The organism is Streptomyces hygroscopicus (assembly GCF_026168105.1).
Classification (GTDB): Bacteria; Actinomycetota; Actinomycetes; order Streptomycetales; family Streptomycetaceae; genus Streptomyces; species Streptomyces hygroscopicus_D.
Window position 1 is genome coordinate 129,996 of the sequence record NZ_LBMW01000001.1, and the last position, 15,526, is coordinate 145,521.

At 68.3% G+C, this 15,526-nt stretch carries 14 protein-coding genes; 5 read left to right on the forward strand and 9 right to left on the reverse strand.

Features of this window, described 5'->3' with window-relative positions:
* Positions 1-59: 59 nt before the first annotated feature.
* The 6 genes from AAW14_RS00690 to AAW14_RS00715 all read right to left on the reverse strand — a co-directional run bounded on the left by AAW14_RS00690 (position 60) and on the right by AAW14_RS00715 (position 5,869).
* Positions 60-854 carry a DeoR/GlpR family DNA-binding transcription regulator gene (locus AAW14_RS00690; protein ID WP_265558657.1) on the reverse strand — a complete coding sequence of 265 codons (795 nt, stop codon included), beginning with the start codon at positions 852-854 and terminating at the stop codon, positions 60-62.
* 354 nt (positions 855-1,208) lie between these two features.
* Positions 1,209-2,243, reverse strand: a complete 1,035-nt coding sequence (locus AAW14_RS00695; RefSeq protein WP_265558659.1) for a zinc-dependent alcohol dehydrogenase — start codon at positions 2,241-2,243, stop codon at positions 1,209-1,211.
* Between the two features lie 80 nt (positions 2,244-2,323).
* The gene (locus AAW14_RS00700; protein ID WP_265558661.1) at positions 2,324-2,461 is read right to left on the reverse strand and encodes a hypothetical protein; all 138 of its coding nucleotides are present in this window, start codon (positions 2,459-2,461) and stop codon (positions 2,324-2,326) included.
* Between the two features lie 99 nt (positions 2,462-2,560).
* On the reverse strand, positions 2,561-3,451 hold the full coding sequence (locus tag AAW14_RS00705; protein ID WP_265558663.1) for a carbohydrate ABC transporter permease: 891 nt from the start codon (positions 3,449-3,451) through the stop codon (positions 2,561-2,563).
* On the reverse strand, positions 3,448-4,410 hold the full coding sequence (locus AAW14_RS00710) for a carbohydrate ABC transporter permease (RefSeq protein ID WP_265558666.1): 963 nt from the start codon (positions 4,408-4,410) through the stop codon (positions 3,448-3,450). Before AAW14_RS00710 ends, AAW14_RS00705 begins: the two co-directional genes overlap by 4 nt.
* 85 nt (positions 4,411-4,495) lie before the next feature.
* Positions 4,496-5,869 (reverse strand): ABC transporter substrate-binding protein, encoded by a 1,374-nt coding sequence (locus AAW14_RS00715; protein WP_265558668.1) that lies wholly within the window; start codon positions 5,867-5,869, stop codon positions 4,496-4,498.
* A gap of 675 nt (positions 5,870-6,544) precedes the next feature.
* On the opposite strand from AAW14_RS00715, the gene AAW14_RS00720 reads away from it, so the two are divergent.
* The gene (locus AAW14_RS00720; RefSeq protein WP_265559247.1) at positions 6,545-7,282 is read left to right on the forward strand and encodes an SDR family NAD(P)-dependent oxidoreductase; all 738 of its coding nucleotides are present in this window, start codon (positions 6,545-6,547) and stop codon (positions 7,280-7,282) included.
* A gap of 176 nt (positions 7,283-7,458) precedes the next feature.
* Here AAW14_RS00720 and AAW14_RS00725 read toward each other — a convergent pair whose 3' ends face one another.
* Positions 7,459-8,832: an alpha/beta hydrolase family protein gene (locus tag AAW14_RS00725; protein WP_265558670.1), complete on the reverse strand. Its 1,374-nt coding sequence runs from the start codon at positions 8,830-8,832 to the stop codon at positions 7,459-7,461.
* Positions 8,833-8,920: 88 nt separating this feature from the next.
* On the reverse strand, positions 8,921-9,484 hold the full coding sequence (locus AAW14_RS00730) for an ArsR/SmtB family transcription factor (protein ID WP_265558672.1): 564 nt from the start codon (positions 9,482-9,484) through the stop codon (positions 8,921-8,923).
* Positions 9,485-9,844: 360 nt separating this feature from the next.
* Between AAW14_RS00730 and AAW14_RS00735 the strand changes: the two genes are divergently transcribed.
* From AAW14_RS00735 to AAW14_RS00745, 3 genes are all read left to right on the forward strand, one after another.
* Positions 9,845-10,594: a phytanoyl-CoA dioxygenase family protein gene (locus tag AAW14_RS00735; protein WP_265558674.1), complete on the forward strand. Its 750-nt coding sequence runs from the start codon at positions 9,845-9,847 to the stop codon at positions 10,592-10,594.
* Between the two features lie 402 nt (positions 10,595-10,996).
* Entirely contained in the window at positions 10,997-12,598 is a 1,602-nt protein-coding gene (locus AAW14_RS00740; RefSeq protein WP_265558675.1) for an alpha/beta hydrolase, read from the forward strand.
* 281 nt (positions 12,599-12,879) lie between these two features.
* Positions 12,880-13,371 carry a DUF4231 domain-containing protein gene (locus AAW14_RS00745; protein ID WP_265558677.1) on the forward strand — a complete coding sequence of 164 codons (492 nt, stop codon included), beginning with the start codon at positions 12,880-12,882 and terminating at the stop codon, positions 13,369-13,371.
* A gap of 333 nt (positions 13,372-13,704) precedes the next feature.
* On the opposite strand, the gene AAW14_RS00750 is transcribed toward AAW14_RS00745, so the two are convergent.
* Positions 13,705-14,379, reverse strand: a complete 675-nt coding sequence (locus AAW14_RS00750; RefSeq protein WP_265558679.1) for a polysaccharide deacetylase family protein — start codon at positions 14,377-14,379, stop codon at positions 13,705-13,707.
* Positions 14,380-14,458: 79 nt separating this feature from the next.
* Here AAW14_RS00750 and AAW14_RS00755 point away from each other — a divergent pair, with 79 nt between their 5' ends.
* Complete coding sequence (locus AAW14_RS00755; protein ID WP_265558681.1) at positions 14,459-14,722, forward strand: hypothetical protein; 264 nt, start codon at positions 14,459-14,461, stop codon at positions 14,720-14,722.
* Positions 14,723-15,526: the final 804 nt, after the last annotated feature.

Below are 15,526 nucleotides of genomic sequence, written 5' to 3' on the forward strand. Positions count from 1 at the left end.
TACCGGCTCCGTGGAGCGCTCTCCACGGTGGTACGGCCCCCTGAGCGTCAGGAGGGCCGCTACTCGGGGGCGACTGTCTCTACGGGGACTCCGAGGTCGCGAATGGCCGTGAGTTCTGCCTCGGGAGTGCCGGTGTCGGTGATGACCGCGTGATAGTCGGCCACGCTGCCATAGGCATACGTGGCGGTCTTGCCGAATTTCGAATGGTCCGCCAGGAGCAGGGTCTGGTCGGCGGAGGCGAGCATGGCCAGCTTGACCTCGACGTAGTCGCTGAGGGGATGGAAGAGCCGGCCTTCCAGGATGGCGGTGGCGGACATCAGGGCGAGATCGGCGCGGATCTGGGACAGGGCGCGGGGGACGGCGGGACCGGTGCAGGAGTTGAAGTCGCTGCGGTAGCACCCGCCCAGGAGGGTGACGCTCACCGCGGGTGCGGATCCAAGACGCTGTGCCAGGCCGATCGAGTTGGTGACGACATGGAGCTGGTCCAACCGAGCCAGTGCGGGGACGAGGGGAAACAGGGTGGTCGAGTCGTCCATGAGCACCGTGCTGCCGGGCCTGATCCGGTCGGCGACGGCCGCGCACAGCGCTTCCTTGGCCGCGAGACTGCTGTTCTCCCGGAAGCGGGTCGCGGTTTCCATGGTGAGGGCCGGGAAGGCGACGGCCCGTCCGCGTTCCTTGCGCAGCAGGTGACGCGTCGCGAGGTCGTCCAGGTCCCGGTGCATCGTCATGAGACTCACGCCGAAGTGCAGGGCCAAGTCGTCGATGCGGGTCTCACCGTGTTCGGCGACGTACCGCAGGACGGCCTGCCTGCGCTCCTCGACGACGGCATGCGACGGTCGCGCACGGGCGGGCACAGCGCTCCCCTCCTTCCCTTTCGCGTCCTGCTTGTTCCACTGGATGCGGAACGGACCGACACCCTTGCACACAGCACCGCGGTTACGGCGCTGTCGACACCCGCTCGCCCCCACCGGTTCGTGCCCCGTCCGTCGGTGGGTTGGTTCCGCTCGGCGGACGGGCCGGAACGAGGATTCGGTGCAGGTGAAGTCGAAGGGCGGTCTGACGACTCCAGTGACGCAGTTTCGCATACGAGCCGGTGGCAGCCCAGGACAGTCTGGCCCCCCCTGAGCCCCCGGCGCTTGCCGGTCGCTGCTTGCCGGGTCGGCACAGACGTCGGCCCGCCCCAGCTCCCGTAGCACGACGGCCGTCCGCTACGGAACGTGCACGGCCACCAGCACCTTGACGTGCTCGGGGTCCATGGATGCGGCGAAAGCCTTGGCGGCGTCCTCCAGCCCGTAAGTGGCTGTGACGATCTCCGCGGTGTCGACGGCGCCCGATGCGATGAGGGACATGGCGGTGCGGTAGTCCTCGGTGGTGTACATCAGGGTGCCCTCGACACGGATCTCCCGATCTTGGACCAGGTCCAGGCGGATGGGTGTGACACCGGCGGCACCCACGCCCACGACGACGATATGGCCGCCCTTGGCCACCAGGTCGGTGGCCTGAGCCATGGACTGCTCGCGGGCCACGCAGTCGAAGACGACGTCGACGGGCCCGTCGAGTAGCGCCCGAGCCTGATGGATCAGGTCCGGGGCGTCGGCGGGCAAGGCCGCGTCGGCGCCCATGCGCAGGGCCCGCTCCCGCTTGCCCGGGAGCAGGTCCGTGACGGTGACACGGGCGGCGCCGGCGTGCCGGGCGGCGACGAGCGTGAGCAGCCCGATCGGCCCGGCGCCGAGAATGGCGACGCTACGGCCAGTGAGGTCGCCAGCCTTGGCAACGGCGTGTACGGGGGTGGCCAGCGGCTCTACCAGGGCGGCCTGGTGGTCGGTCATGTCGTCGGGCACGCGGTGGACGCGGTCGGCGGGAATGGTGAACAGGTCGGTCATGGCGCCGGGCGTCTGGCAGCCGAAGACCTTCAGCTCCTGGCAGATGTTGTAGCGGCCGGAGCGGCACTGGGGGCACCGGCCGCAGTAAAGGTTGGGTTCGACGATCACCCGGTCGCCGGTGGTGAAGTCGTCCGCGCCATTCCCTGCGGCGGCCACGATGCCAACCGCCTCGTGACCCGGGAGGTAGGGCAGGTCGATGAACGGGTGGTGGCCGGCCGCAGCATGGGTGTCGGAGCCACACACTCCGACGATCGTGGTACGCACCAGCAGCTCGTCGTCCCCGGGGACGGGGGCGGGTACGTGCTCGATGGTGATGTCGTCGAGGGAGCGGACGACGACGCGGCGGATCTGGTCGGTCATGGTGGCGGAGTTCCGTTCGGTTCGGGCGGTCACACGCTGGCGAGGCCGGGCTGGATCTGGGGCTGGATCAGGGTCTGGATCTAGATCTGGATCTGGATCTGGATCTGGATCTGGATCTGGATCTGGATCTGGATCTGGATCTGGATCTGGATCTGGATCTTGCGGGCCGATGCCCGCCCTGAGGCCGGCGACCGCGTCCGGGAACGCCGCCTGCGCAAGGCGGCTGCTGAGGGAGACGTCCGGTTCGCTGGCGCCGACGGTGGAGAGATCCGAAGCGCGCCGGAAACTGTGCAGGACAGCCGTGGGGACGGGGGCTCTCATTTGACGGCTCCCAGGGACAGACCGCGCACCAGCTTGTCCTGGGCGGCGAAACCGGCGATGAGGACCGGCAGGGACACCAGTGTGGCCGCAGCACACAATCGGGCCAGGAACAGGCCTTCGTTGGTGATGAAGCCCACCAGGAACACCGGCGCGGTGGACGCACGGGTCGCGGTGAGGTTCACGGCGAACATGAACTCGTTCCAGCTGAAGATGAAGCAGATCAGCGAGGTGGCGGCGAGTCCCGGCATGGCGACCGGCGCGACGATCCGCAGCAGCACGGTGGGCAGCCCGGCGCCGTCGACCTCGGCCGCCTCGAGGATCTCCTTGGGCACCTCGGCGAGGAACGACCGCATCATCCATGCCGCGATCGGCAGGTTCATCGACGTGTATAGGACAATCAGCGTCCAGACGTTGTCGAGCATGCCGACGTCCTTGACGATCACGTAGACCGGCAGCAGGGCCGCGATGAGGGGGAGGAACTTCGTGGACAGGAAGAAGAACATCACGTCGGTCCACTTCTCGACCGGCTTTATGGACAGCGCGTAGGCCGCCGGCACCGCCAGGACGAGGACCAGCAGGGTCGAGAAGACGCTGGCCATGGCCGAGTTGAGCAGGTACGGGGTGATGTCCCGGCCCAGCAGCAGCGCGTACTGGTGGAAGGTGAGCGGCGCGAACAGGCTGGGCGGATTGGTTGCCGCGTCGGACTCCTGGTGGAAGGACGTGAGCACCATCCACGCCACCGGCGCGAAGAAGGCCAGGGTGGCCAGCCAGGCGACGAAGGTCCACAAGGGCGACAGGCGTGGTGCCTGTTCGTCGTCGCCGTGGCGCCGGCGGATGAGCTTCTGCATGAGGGTTTCGGATGCTGCGGGGGTGGTCGTGGCGGTCATCGGGACGCCTCCTCACGGAACAGGGAGGCGACGACCCGCAGAGCGAATGTCGCAATGACGATCGAACCAATCACCACGACGACGCCGGCGGCTGCGGCCTGGCCGTACTCGAACTTACGGAACATGGTCAGGTAGATCTCGTAGGGCAGATTGGTGGTCTGGGAGCCTGGCCCGCCCTGGGTGATGGTGTAGACCGCGTCAAATGTCTGGACGACGAAGATGCTGCCGAGCACGATGCCCAGCTCGATGTACTGGCGCAGGTGCGGCAGTGTGATGTGGCGGAAGGTCTGCGGCGCGGAGGCCCCGTCGACCTTGGCGGCCTCCAGCACGTCACCGGGCTGTGCCTGCAGACCGGCCAGCAGGATGAGCATCATGAACGGGGTCCACTGCCACACCAGCGCGACCACCAGGGCCGACATGGGGAAGGACGACACCCAGTCGACGGTGGGGCCGTTGTCGGCGCCGAAGAGCCGGTACACCGCGTTCAGAGTGCCGTTGAGGAGGCCGTAGTCGGGGTTGTAGATGGCGTGCTTCCACAGCAGCGCGGCGGCGACCGGCATGACCAGGAACGGGGCGATGAGCAGGGTCCGCGCAAGGCCCCGGCCCGGGAAACGGCGGTCGAGCAGCAGGGCCAGGCCCAGTCCGAGGACCACACTGAGGACGACCACGGACACGGTGAGGACGACGGTGTTGACGACTGCGTTCCGCAGCCGCTCGTCGGTGAAGACGAAGGCGTAGTTGGACAGGCCGGTGAAGTGGCGGTCGCCGGGCCTCAGGATGTTCCACCGGAAGGTGGAGATGACGAGCGTGGCCGCGAACGGCAGCTGGGTGACGACGACCGTGAATATCAGGGCCGGCAGGAGCGGGAAGCGACGCTGCCACCTGTTGACGCCCGTGGGTCGGACGTGGCCGGCAAGTGGCCGGCCGTGCTTGTTGAGGGGGTGGGTCTGCGTGGTCATGGAGCGACTTTCTTCCGCCGTCGGCGGCCCGGGGTCAGGGAGACGGTGCCCCGGCCGGGCGAGGGAGCCGGCCGGGGCGAGCGGATTACTTGTAGTTCTTGGCGACGTCCTCCGCCTGCCTCTGGCCGTCGTTGAGTGCCGTGCCCACGCTGGTCTTGCCGGCGATGGCGGCGGAGATCTCCTGCGTCACCTTGGTCCCGAGATCCTGGAACTCGGGGATGGCGACGAACTGGATGCCCACCGTGGGCCGCGGCTGGAGCCCGGGGTTGGACGGATCGGCCTGCTGGATGGACTTCAGGGTGACGTCGCCGAAAGCCGCCGCCGCCTTCCTGTACTGAGGGATCTCATAGGTGCTGGCCCGCTTCCCGGCGGGCACCCGCGACCAGCCCAGCTTCTCGCCGACGAGCTTCTCGTACTGCTTGCTGGACGCCCAGAGCATGAACTTCGAGGCGGCGTCGGCGTTCTTCGTGGTCTTCGGCATCGCCCACGCCCAAGCCCACAGCCAGCCGCTGTTCTTGGTCTCCTGCACCGGCGCGTACGCGTAACCGATCTTGCCGGCGGCCTTGCTGGTGCTGGGGTCTTCCAGTGAGCCGGCCGCGCTGGTGGCGTCGTACCACATGGCGACCTTGCCCTGGCTCATCGCGTTCAGGCACTCGGTGAACCCGGACTGCGCAGCGCCCGCCTCACCGTGCCGACGGATCAGATCGACGTAGAAGTTGGTGGCCTGCTTGAAGCCGTCTCCGTTGACCTGTGCCTTCCAGTCCTTGGTGAACCAGGTGCCGCCGAAGGTGTTGACCACGCTGGTCAGCGGGGCTCCGAGCTCGCCCCAGCCGGGCAGGCCTCGCAGGCAGATGCCCTTCATCCCCGGCTTGGCGCCGTCGACCTTCGCGGCGAGGTCTGCGACCTGCTGCCAGGTCGGATGCTGAGGCATCGTCAGGCCCTTCTCGGCGAAGACGTCCTTGCGGTACATCAGGAAGGAGGACTCGCCGTAGAACGGCAGGGCGTAGAGCTTGCCGTCCGTGCCGGACAGCGACTGCACCATGGGCTTGAGGAGGTCATTCCTGTCGAAGTCCCTGGCCGTGTCGACGTAGCCGTCCAGGTCGCGCAACCACCCGTTCTTGTGCCAGATGGGTACTTCGTAGGCGCCGATGGTGGCGACGTCGTACTGGCCGGCCTGAGTGGCGATGTCCTGGGTGACCTTGTCGCGCAGCTCGTTCTCGGGAAGCACCGTGAAGTTCACCTTGATGCCGGTGTCCTTCGTGAACGTGCTGTCCGTCAGCTTCGCGATGTCCTCCATCTGCGGGTTGCCGACCATCAGCACGTTGATGCTCCTCCCGCCATCCGAGGAACCCCCGGCTCCGGCCCCGGCTCCGGAACAGGCTGTGGCGAGAAGGGCGGTGGCGGCAGAGCTGGCGATGAGGGCGTATCTGGTCGATCGGACGTATCTGGTCGATCGCATGACGGGGGACCTCTCGTGCGGGTGGGTCGGGAATGACGGCTTTGGGGCTCCACGGGCGGCACCGCTCGTGGGTGCAGCGGCTCAGCTGGCGGAATCTGCTCGAAGGCCTGCCTGAGGCCCCGCTGGGCGGACGGGAACGCGTCCCTGGGGTGTCGGGCGCGGCGTCGACGCCGGAATTATTATCAGAGTACTGCGGACTTGTTAACACATTATGCGAGAAGTTCTCGGCGGATCTATCGTCAAACCGCCTTGCGACGGGCGGGGACCTCCGTCCCACCTCCGCTCACCCGCTGACCCGGCCGAACATCAGGCCGCCGGGCGGAGTGTCCACCAGCTCCGGGTTCCGACTGTGTCCACCGCCGCTGAGGAGTACCGCATGTACACCACACCGACACCGCCGGACCGGCCCGCCGTCATCGTCGCCGAGGACGCGCCGGCGGCCCTCACTCACAGAGCTCGGGCGTTCTCGGTCGGCGCCCTCCTCCAGAGCGGTTGCGGTGCCCTGTTGCCAGTGATGCTGTGGAAGTCCGGCGGCCGTATCTCTTGCGTCTTTCTGAGCGGGCAGCCCGTTCCCGAGGGTGTGGCGTGGTCCCCGACGGAGCGGCCGTCCGCTGCCCGGACGGCGGTCGTGCATCTCGACTTCAACGGAAGGAACCGGCCGTGGCATCTGCGTCCATGCAGGGCAAGGTCGCGCTCGTGACCGGGGCAACCAGTGGCATCGGCGCTGCCACAGCGGAGGCGCTGGCCGAACGCGGCGCGCATGTGCTGGTGGCCGGCCGTGACGCCGCCCGCGGAGAACACGTCGTAGGGGCGATCCGGGAGCGCGGCGGAAGGGCAGGCTTCGTGAGCGCCGATCTACGCGACGCCACGGCGGTGCGGCGGCTTGCGCTCGACGCCCTGGGGCTGGCCGGCGGCCGGGTCGACGTCTTGGTCAACAATGCGGGCGTCTACCCCTTCGGGCCGACGAAGGACACGGAGGAGAGCCTCTTCGACGCCGTGTACGCGCTCAACGTCAAGGCGCCGTTCTACTTGGTGGCCGAGCTTGCACCGGGCATGGCCGAGCGGGGCGGCGGAGCGATCGTCAACGTGAGCACCATCGCGGCCGCGCTCGGGTTCTCGGGCATGGCGTTGTACGGGTCGAGCAAGGCGGCGCTGAATCTGCTGACGAAGGCGTGGGCGGCGGAGTACGGCCCGCGCGGAGTGCGGGTGAACGCCGTTCAGGTCGGTCCCACGCGGACCGAGACCACCGCTCAGGCCGAGGAGGAGCTGCGGAGTCTGGCCGCCCAGGCGCCCGCCGGACGGCCGGCGTCCGCCGCGGAGATCGCGGCGGCGATCGTGTACCTGGCCGACGACGAGGCAAGCTTCGTACAGGGAGCGGTGCTGCCCGTCGACGGCGGACGCACCGCCGTCTGACCACACGCCCCGGCCGGCCGTGAAGCCGGGAGCCTGCACGCCGAGGTGGAACAGGCCGACCGTGGCCTCTCGGATGCCCTAAAACTTACCTTGATGCGTTTGCCCCTCGGGTCTGTCTTCAGTCGTGATCAATAGGCGTTCATGAGGCCGCCGGAGTCGTAGAGGGGACGAGGCCGTCACGCAGCAACACCCCACCACACCGCCCACGGTACGAACCCGACCGCGGCGAGCCCGACCGGGGCCAGACGCAGCCAGACCGCCCAGCTCGGCGTCAGCTGTCGGCGCCAGAGCGCGGCTGCCGAGACACAGGCGGACACCACCACGGCGACGGCGAGCACTTGCACCACCAGCCACACAGCCGGGCGGCCCCACACAACGGGCGCCGCCGCAACGTTGCCCGCCACGAAGACGGCGATCGAACAGGCCACCGTCGCCATGACCGCCAACAGGCCGAGCCCGGCCAACCACCGCACCGGGCGCAAGACCGGGCCTTGGCCCAGGAGGGCACTCATCGGATAGGCGGCGAAGCCGAGGAGGAGCAGCGCCGGGGCGAGCCAGGCGTACCAGGCGTGGCCCGGTACGGGGGTGGTGACGAGTGCCTGCCCGGGTGCGGGGGCGGCACTCGACGCCGGTGGGTGGCTGGCTGCCACGGCCTGCACCCATGAGGTCATGGTCTGCGCGTAGCGCGGGGCCAGCTCCCCCAGCTTCTTTCCATGGAACAGTGGGCCACCGATCCGGTCGAACCCGTCCGACGTTCGGTGCCCGTTGTGCGCACCGTCGGCGACGAAGCCGATGACGGCGTGCCCGTTGCCCGCACGGGCCAGGGTCTCGCGGAAGATCCGTGCGCTCTCCTTGGGCGGCACCTGCGTGTCGTGATCGCCCCACAGCGCCAGCACCGGTGTTCGGTGGAGCCGCTCCAGCACCGGCAAGGGGTCGTAGCCAGCCGCGGGGAACAGACCAGTCGAGGCCACGAATTGGGCGGCGGGACCGGCCACGGTGCGACGGAAGGGTTCGCCCACCCCCTGGTGCTGCAGATGCGTGGTGAGGTTCCAGGCCTGGGTACGCAGCGAGTCGTAGCCGGACCCGCCGATGGTGACGACGAACGCGACGTCGGTCGAGCGCGACGCGGCCAGCGGCGCCACCCAGCCCCCTTCGCTGAACCCCCACAGCCCGACCTGGCGTGGGTTCACCCCGCTCCTGGACTGCAACAACCGCACTCCGGCAAGCGCGTCGTCGGCCAACAGGCTGAAGTCCCGGTGAAGCAGCGAGTAGCCGACGGTCCTCTTGTCGTAGACGAGCGTGGTGATCCCGGCCCGGGCGAACGCCTCGGCCTCCTGCCGGTACTCCTCCCGGGGCCCGGAGCCCGAGCCGCCGACGAGTACGATGCCAGGTTCCGGGCCGGGTAGTCCGTCCTTACGGAGGACGGTGCCGTGCAGGACGAGCCCACCGCCGCCCCGGAAGGTGACCTCCTGGCGGACCAGCCCGTCGCCGCGGGCGTACGCCATTGGCGCGGCCAGCAGCAGGAGCGCGCCGGCCAATGCTCCGGACAAAACGGTCAGTAAGGAGCGCATAGGTGATGCGGACGTAGCCGAGAGCAGCACGGCGTGAGCCCCCTTCGTTGTCGGTCGGGCCGCGCGGTCAGTCGGTCTCGGGAATTCCGAGCAACCGGACGAGCACGGTCCGCGCCCCGGGCGCGTTCCCGTGCTCCGGCGCCGAATACCGGTAGAGGAGCGCGATGTACTCCTCGAAGAACGCGTGGAGTTGGTCGGGGTCGACCCGGAGCGTGGCGCGCGAGAAGAGCGCCGCGTCGGCCCAGGGCCCCAGCGTGTCGCGCGCCTCCTCGAACCGCCGGGCGGAGTCGATCAGTTCGGCGAGACTGAGCCGATGCATCTCGGTCAGCGCCTCGCGCATCTCCGGCGTCTGTCGACTGTACGGCGGGAACCGCCGATCCCCCGGCACTGCCCGCCACCACCGCTCCCGCCCCTTCGCCAGCTCCGGGACCTCCTCGACGAAGCCGTGCTTGGCCAGCTGCCGCAGGTGGTAACTGACCAGCCCCGTACTCTCGCCCAACTCGCGTGCGAGCGCGGCAGAGTTGGCCGGTCCCCGGCGCAGGCATTGCTCGATCTTCTGCCGCATCGGGTGTGCGAAGGCGCGCAGCGCATCGACATCGGTGATCTCTTGGGCAGGCGGTTGTTCGGCCACGCCAGAAGGCTACGAGTTGCAAAGGCCATTTGCAAGTGACCCTTGCAACTCTCGAGTGCGGACCGGGCCACCACTTCGCCGCACATTGCCAACCAGCCGCGCACATTGAGTTGGGGTCAAAGCGTGGTTCCAGTGAGATCCTTGAGCCAGATCATCGAGGCGCGCAGGTGGAGGCCGACGAGGTAACTGTCGGGGTCTTGTCGCTGAGGCGGCACCAACCTCATGAGACGGCACACCTGGTGCTCTGACCGCCTAGGTTCGCCGGGTCGGGGGCGCATTGCGGGCCGAGATGGCTTTTGCCTCAAGCGGCGAGAGATAATTCGGTTGTCCGAGTCCTCAACTGCCTGTTGCACTGGCGACATGGGGCAGATCACTGGGGAGATGCGAGCCTCCTTCCTTCGCGACGGGTTCGTCGTCGTTCCGGACGTCCTGGACGCGGCGCAGATCGCGAGAGGGCGGCGGATCGTCGAGGGGATGCTGGAGCGGAAACCGCCGGACCCTGAGCACCGGGGACCGTACTTCCTGGTCCCCCGATTCGGCCCTGCAGGACATCCGCTTCTTGAGTTCTACCGGAGTGCAGGAATCGGTGAACTCGCGCGTGAGCTGCTGCGGCCCGGACTGAGCATGTATGAGCCGGAGTTCGCGCAGCTCGCCCTGACGCTGCCGCCGTGGCCGAACTCGCCCGGAGGTCCGCACGTCGACGGGCTCACCCCACCCGAACCGGACGGACGCCCCGGCACGTTTTCCCTGCTCGCCGGGGTGTGGTTGACCGACCAGACCTTCACCCACCGGGGGAACCTATGGATCTGGCCGGGCACCCACCTGCGCTTTGGGCGGTTCCTGGCCGAACATGGACCCGACGCATTGCGCCTTCAGAACATGGCACCCGGCCCGTACCCGCCCGTTGAACTGGGCGACCCCGTGCAGGCCGCCGGCACCGCTGGAAGCGTTCTTCTTGCGCACTACCTGCTGGGCCACAACATCGGGGATCACATCGGAGGCGAGCGGCGGGAGACGGTCTACTACCGGCTGATGACCCAGGGGCACCGGGAACGGTGGCGCGACTACGTCACTGACCCCCACGTCGAGTTCCGGGCGGAGCCGACGTAGCACCGCGTTGCTCGCCCCTTCCAGTCGAACGAAAGTCACGGTGCACTGCTGTGATCACACAGGCTCGCCAGTTGGTCAGGCGGGAAGCGTCAGGAGGCGTCCGCTAGGGAGGCCCCGGCTCGCAGCAGCCGTGCGCCCGGGCCACGGCCGACTCGACGAGTACGACGAACGCTTCAAGCAGGCCGCGGGGGTGAAGCGCGTACCGGACCTGGGGTTCCAACAGGGAGCACGGGAGGCGCGCCAGCGGTGCAGCCGAAGGTGCCACACAGGAGGCCCAAGACCGGAACGGGGACTTTCACGACGAACGGCCCTGTACACACCTGACCCGGCGTCATACGTCTGGCTCGGTAGGTATCGCATGTGTATTGCATGTGACATTGCACATGTCACATGATTCTTCTCATGAGAAGAATCAGAGCCCTGATATCCGCTGTCGCCGCCATCGGCGGAGCCTTGGCGGGCATCACTCCTGCCTCGGCTTCCGTGTCCGCACCGCAGGACATCGGTCAGGGGAAGCTCACCTGGAGCTCCTGTGCCGACCCCACCGCCCCCGCGCTGCAGTGCGCGATGCTTGAAGTGCCGCTGGACTACGCGCACCCGAACGGCGCCAAGATCAAGATCAAGGTGGACCGGTTACCGGCCACCGCACCCAAGAACAAGCAACAGGGCCCCATCCTGCTGAACCCTGGCGGTCCCGGCGACTCCGGTTTGTGGATGCCCGCCTACATCTCCGGAAAGATCCCTCAGGACGTCGCCTCGACATACGACTGGATCGGCTTCGACCCACGCGGCACCAACGCCAGCGAACCGCACGTGACATGCGACGCCCACTACTTCGACGCCGAGCGGCCGGACTACCAAGTCAGCAGAGGCACCTCGCAGGCATGGCTGGAGAAGTCGGCCAAGTACGCCGCCGACTGCGCCGCGAACTGGAGTTGGTTCCTGCCGCACATGACCACCGTCGACAACGCGCGCGACATGGACAGCGTACGGCGTGCGCTCGGCGTTCAGAAGATCAACTTCTATGGTGGCTCGTGGGGTACCTCGCTGGGTTCGACGTACGGTCAGCTCTTCCCCTCGCACGTACGCCGGATGGTCCTGGACAGCATCGTCGGCCCAACCATCAGTTGGTACGAACACAACATCCTGCAGGACAAGGAGCACCAGCGCCGATTCGACGCCTTCGCGGCGTGGACCGCCAAAGCCGACTCGGTCTACCACCTGGGCACTGACGCTGCCACGGTGGAGCAGAAGTACTACCAGGTCGAGGACGCGTTGCGGACCCATCCGGTGGGTGCCGCCCCGGCCCCCGGCAAGATCGGCCCCGCCGAGTTCGAAGACACCTTCTACGGTGGCGGGTACAACTTCCTGCGCTGGCCGCGGATGGCGACCGTGCTGTCGGCCTACCTCACGAAGAACGACACTCGCCCGCTGGACATCGCCTACAACCTCTACGCAGCCCCAGGTGCCGACGACGGCACATTCCCTGCGTACAACGCGGTGCAGTGCACCGAGAACAACTGGCCGCGCGACTGGGAGTCCTGGAAGAGGGACCAGGCCAAGGTCAACGCCGTCGCGCCCTTCTATACCTACAACAACATGTGGTACAACGCCGCTTGCATGTTCTGGCCCTACGAGGGCAACCGGGCGGGTCGGCTGAAGATCACTGGAAAGGGCCTGCCGCCCGTCCTGCTCTTCCAGGCCACCGAGGACGCGGCCACCCCCTACCCGGGCGCTGTCGCCATGCACAAGGCTCTGCCCGGCTCCAAGCTGGTCGTCCAACACGGCGGCAGTTTCCACGAGATCCTCTTCCACGGCGACGCCTGCCTGGACGACACCTTCACCGCCTATCTGCGGGACGGCAGCCTGCCGACCGGCAATGGATTCATCGCCAAGACCTGCGCCCCCGAACCCGACCCCATCCCGGTCTATGTGACCGCGCCTCCCGCCGGCGTGAAGGCCGAGCCCGCCCTCCCGCGAACCGGCCCCCAAGCCATCCCGTAACGGAACGCACGTCCGCTGCTGGCAGCGCACGGTGGCCGTACCGGGTACGGCCACCCTGCGGCCCATGCTGCAACGACCACTCAACTCAAGATCCGCGGGGCCCGGCCGGCGTTCCGCACCTGCGCGCGATCCGCAGGCTTCGCCCGGATCCTCGTCTAGCTGTGGTCTCTCACGACGTTGGTTCCACAGGTCCGGCTGATCACTGCCCCGTCTCGGGCGGCCTGGCAGGTTGTGCGGCACGCCCCGGACAGAGCGGGACACCATGCCGTAGGGTCACGCGCGTGACAGGCGGCGCAGGTGAAGCGAGCTTCTGGTGGACGGAGTTGCGGGGGTCGGACGGGGCCGAACTCCCGCCCAACGTGCGGGAACGAATGACGTGGTACGAGTGGCACAAGCGGCGGCAGCGGCTCGGCCACTACCTTTCGGAGGCCGTGCTGCTGCTGTTGTCCGCGTCCATACCGGCGTGTGCGGCGGCCGGTGCCTCCGTCACGGTGACAGGAGTTCTCGGTGCGTTGGTGGTGGTCTCGGCGGGACTCCGGCAGCTGTTCCGATGGGGTGAGAACTGGGTACGGGCGAGTTCCGTGCTGATGGCGCTCCAGGGCGAGCTCGTCAACTGGAGCTGTGGGTCGGCCCCGTACGACGGCGCGGACTCCTTGGCCGTGCTGGCGTCGAGAACCGAGGAGCTGGTGCGGTCGGAGGCCGGCGAATGGGCGGAGACACGGTCCTCGGCGCCCCAGCCCCCGGTCGCTGGACCTCCGGCCTCGGGCGGGTGAGCACAACGCCGACGCGCCGTCGGGGAGTGTCTCAGAGCGAGGGGCGCCGCAGGTCCGTACGTGGTCAGGATGGGCGTGAGCCCCGCCGCTGAGACTCGCCAGGCGCACAACGAAAAGCCGCCACCCGCCGAAACGCCACCCCACCAAGCCGGTTCCAGCCCGCGAGAGGCTCGCGGGCTGGAGCCGCCCGCAGTTCCGCAAGCACCGCCAGTCCCGCAGGCCCCGCTTGCTGTTACGAGCGCAATCCCGGCAATTACCGAGCGCAACCCAGGCAATTACTTGACCTTCGACGTAAGGACACGGTCTTGCAGTGGCCTGCCCAGTCGGGGCGTCTCAGGCCGGGAAGCCGTAGCTGTAGCCCTGAGCGTCCAGTTGGTGGAGGAGACGGGCGAGCGCCTGCACCGTCTGCGAACGGTCACCGCCGCCGTCGTGCATCAGGATGATCGCGCCAGGCCGCAAGTCCTGGTTGATGTTACGCAGGATGCCGTCCACACCCGGACGCCGCCAGTCGTTGGCGTCGTCGCTCCAGCCGAGCGGCCGCAGGTGGTTGGCGCCCGCTATCACCCGGACCGTAGTGCTCCAGTCGCCGCCGGGTGCCCGGTAGTACATCAGCTTGGCGCCGTTCCCCGCGGCGTCGGATATCTCGCGCTTGGCGTCGACGATCTCGTGGATGTTGTACTCGACCGGCTTGCGGCTCTGCTGCTCGTCATGGTGGACCGAGTGGTCGCACAGCCGGTCCCCGCCCGCGATGATCGCCTTGGTCAGGTTCGGGTAGCGCTGGGCGAGCGGCCCGATCTCGCAGAAGGTGGCCTTCGCGTGATGCTGGGCGAGGAGGGCCAGCACCTGCGGGGTCCACTGCGGGTCCGGGCCGTCGTCGAAGGTCAGGGCTACTGACTTGCCGCTGCCCTCCACACCGCTCCAGATCACCCGGTCGGAGCCCGTCGGAGCGCTCGGCAGCTGCCCGGCGGCGTTCGCCGAGCCGGACTGCGAAGCAGACCCGGACGGCACCGCGGGGCCGCCTCCGTTACGCCCGGACTGGGTGCCTCCTGTCGCGCGGCCGGATGCCGACGCAGACGGGGAGGCGGACGTGGGCGACGCCGCCGGGGACGACGAGTGCGCCCCGGGCAAGGAGAGCTTCGCCGAGGGAGTCACGCTGCTGGGCGAGCTCTGGGGTGTGTGCCCGACTGCGTGCGGCCCGCACGCAGTGAGAGCGGCTCCCGCGATCGCCGCGGTGAGGGCGGCTGCCGTTATCCCCTTGATTCTGGCCGATGCCACAGATCTACCTCCGTCGGCACCACTCGGTGCCGGTTCGGTGCTGGTACTGGTCACGTCGATGCGCAGGCAGGGCTGAGCACAGGCGCGCCGCCGGTCGATGGGCACGGCGGCGTCCGTGGTCACGTCCACTGGAGGGTCTACTTCCCTGCGCGTCCGCATCCCAGGGGCACGCCCCGGGATTACCGGTCGCTCCGAGCGCTCGGGGGGTCGGTCAGGCGGCGGGCTCCATTGCCCGGCCGCTGATCCCCCGCTCTCGATGGAGACGACCAGTACATCCGGTTTGTGCCTGGATGTCCGACCACAGTAAAGGACCGGCGCCGCCCCGATAAACAATTCCAATCTGTGATGAATGTCGCATTGCATTCCGATATGAAAGGAGACATGCCGAAAACAAGCATTTGGCAACGAAATCGGAGGTGGGATCAGAGCTCCGGTATGAGTCTGGGAGGGTGCCCATTTATTGGCCAGATGGCGTCCGGCATGCAGGCGGCGTGGGTCCGGGCTGTGGCATCCGCGCAGAAGAGGATGTCGATGCGGATGCCGGCCTTGTATTGAGCCGGAACCGTCCAGTTGCCTGTGTGATCGTGTGGCGGGCGTGACCGGCGTGACCGGCGTGACCGGCGTGACCGGCGTGACCGGCGTGGCGGGCGTGGCGGGCGTGGACGGCACCGGCGGAGACCCGGCCGACGGCTGGGCCGTCATCGGCCGGGGCGGGGCGAAGAACGAGCTCGCCGGGCGGCGCCGCGAGCGGAAGGTACAGCTCACTCGAGCCAAAAATGCAGCCGAGGCGGCCGCGCATTTCACGGTACGGTCACCCCCTCGCCGCGATGCGGCTGTGGCTGCGGCTGTGGCTGTGGTGGTGGCTGTGGCTTCGCTGAGG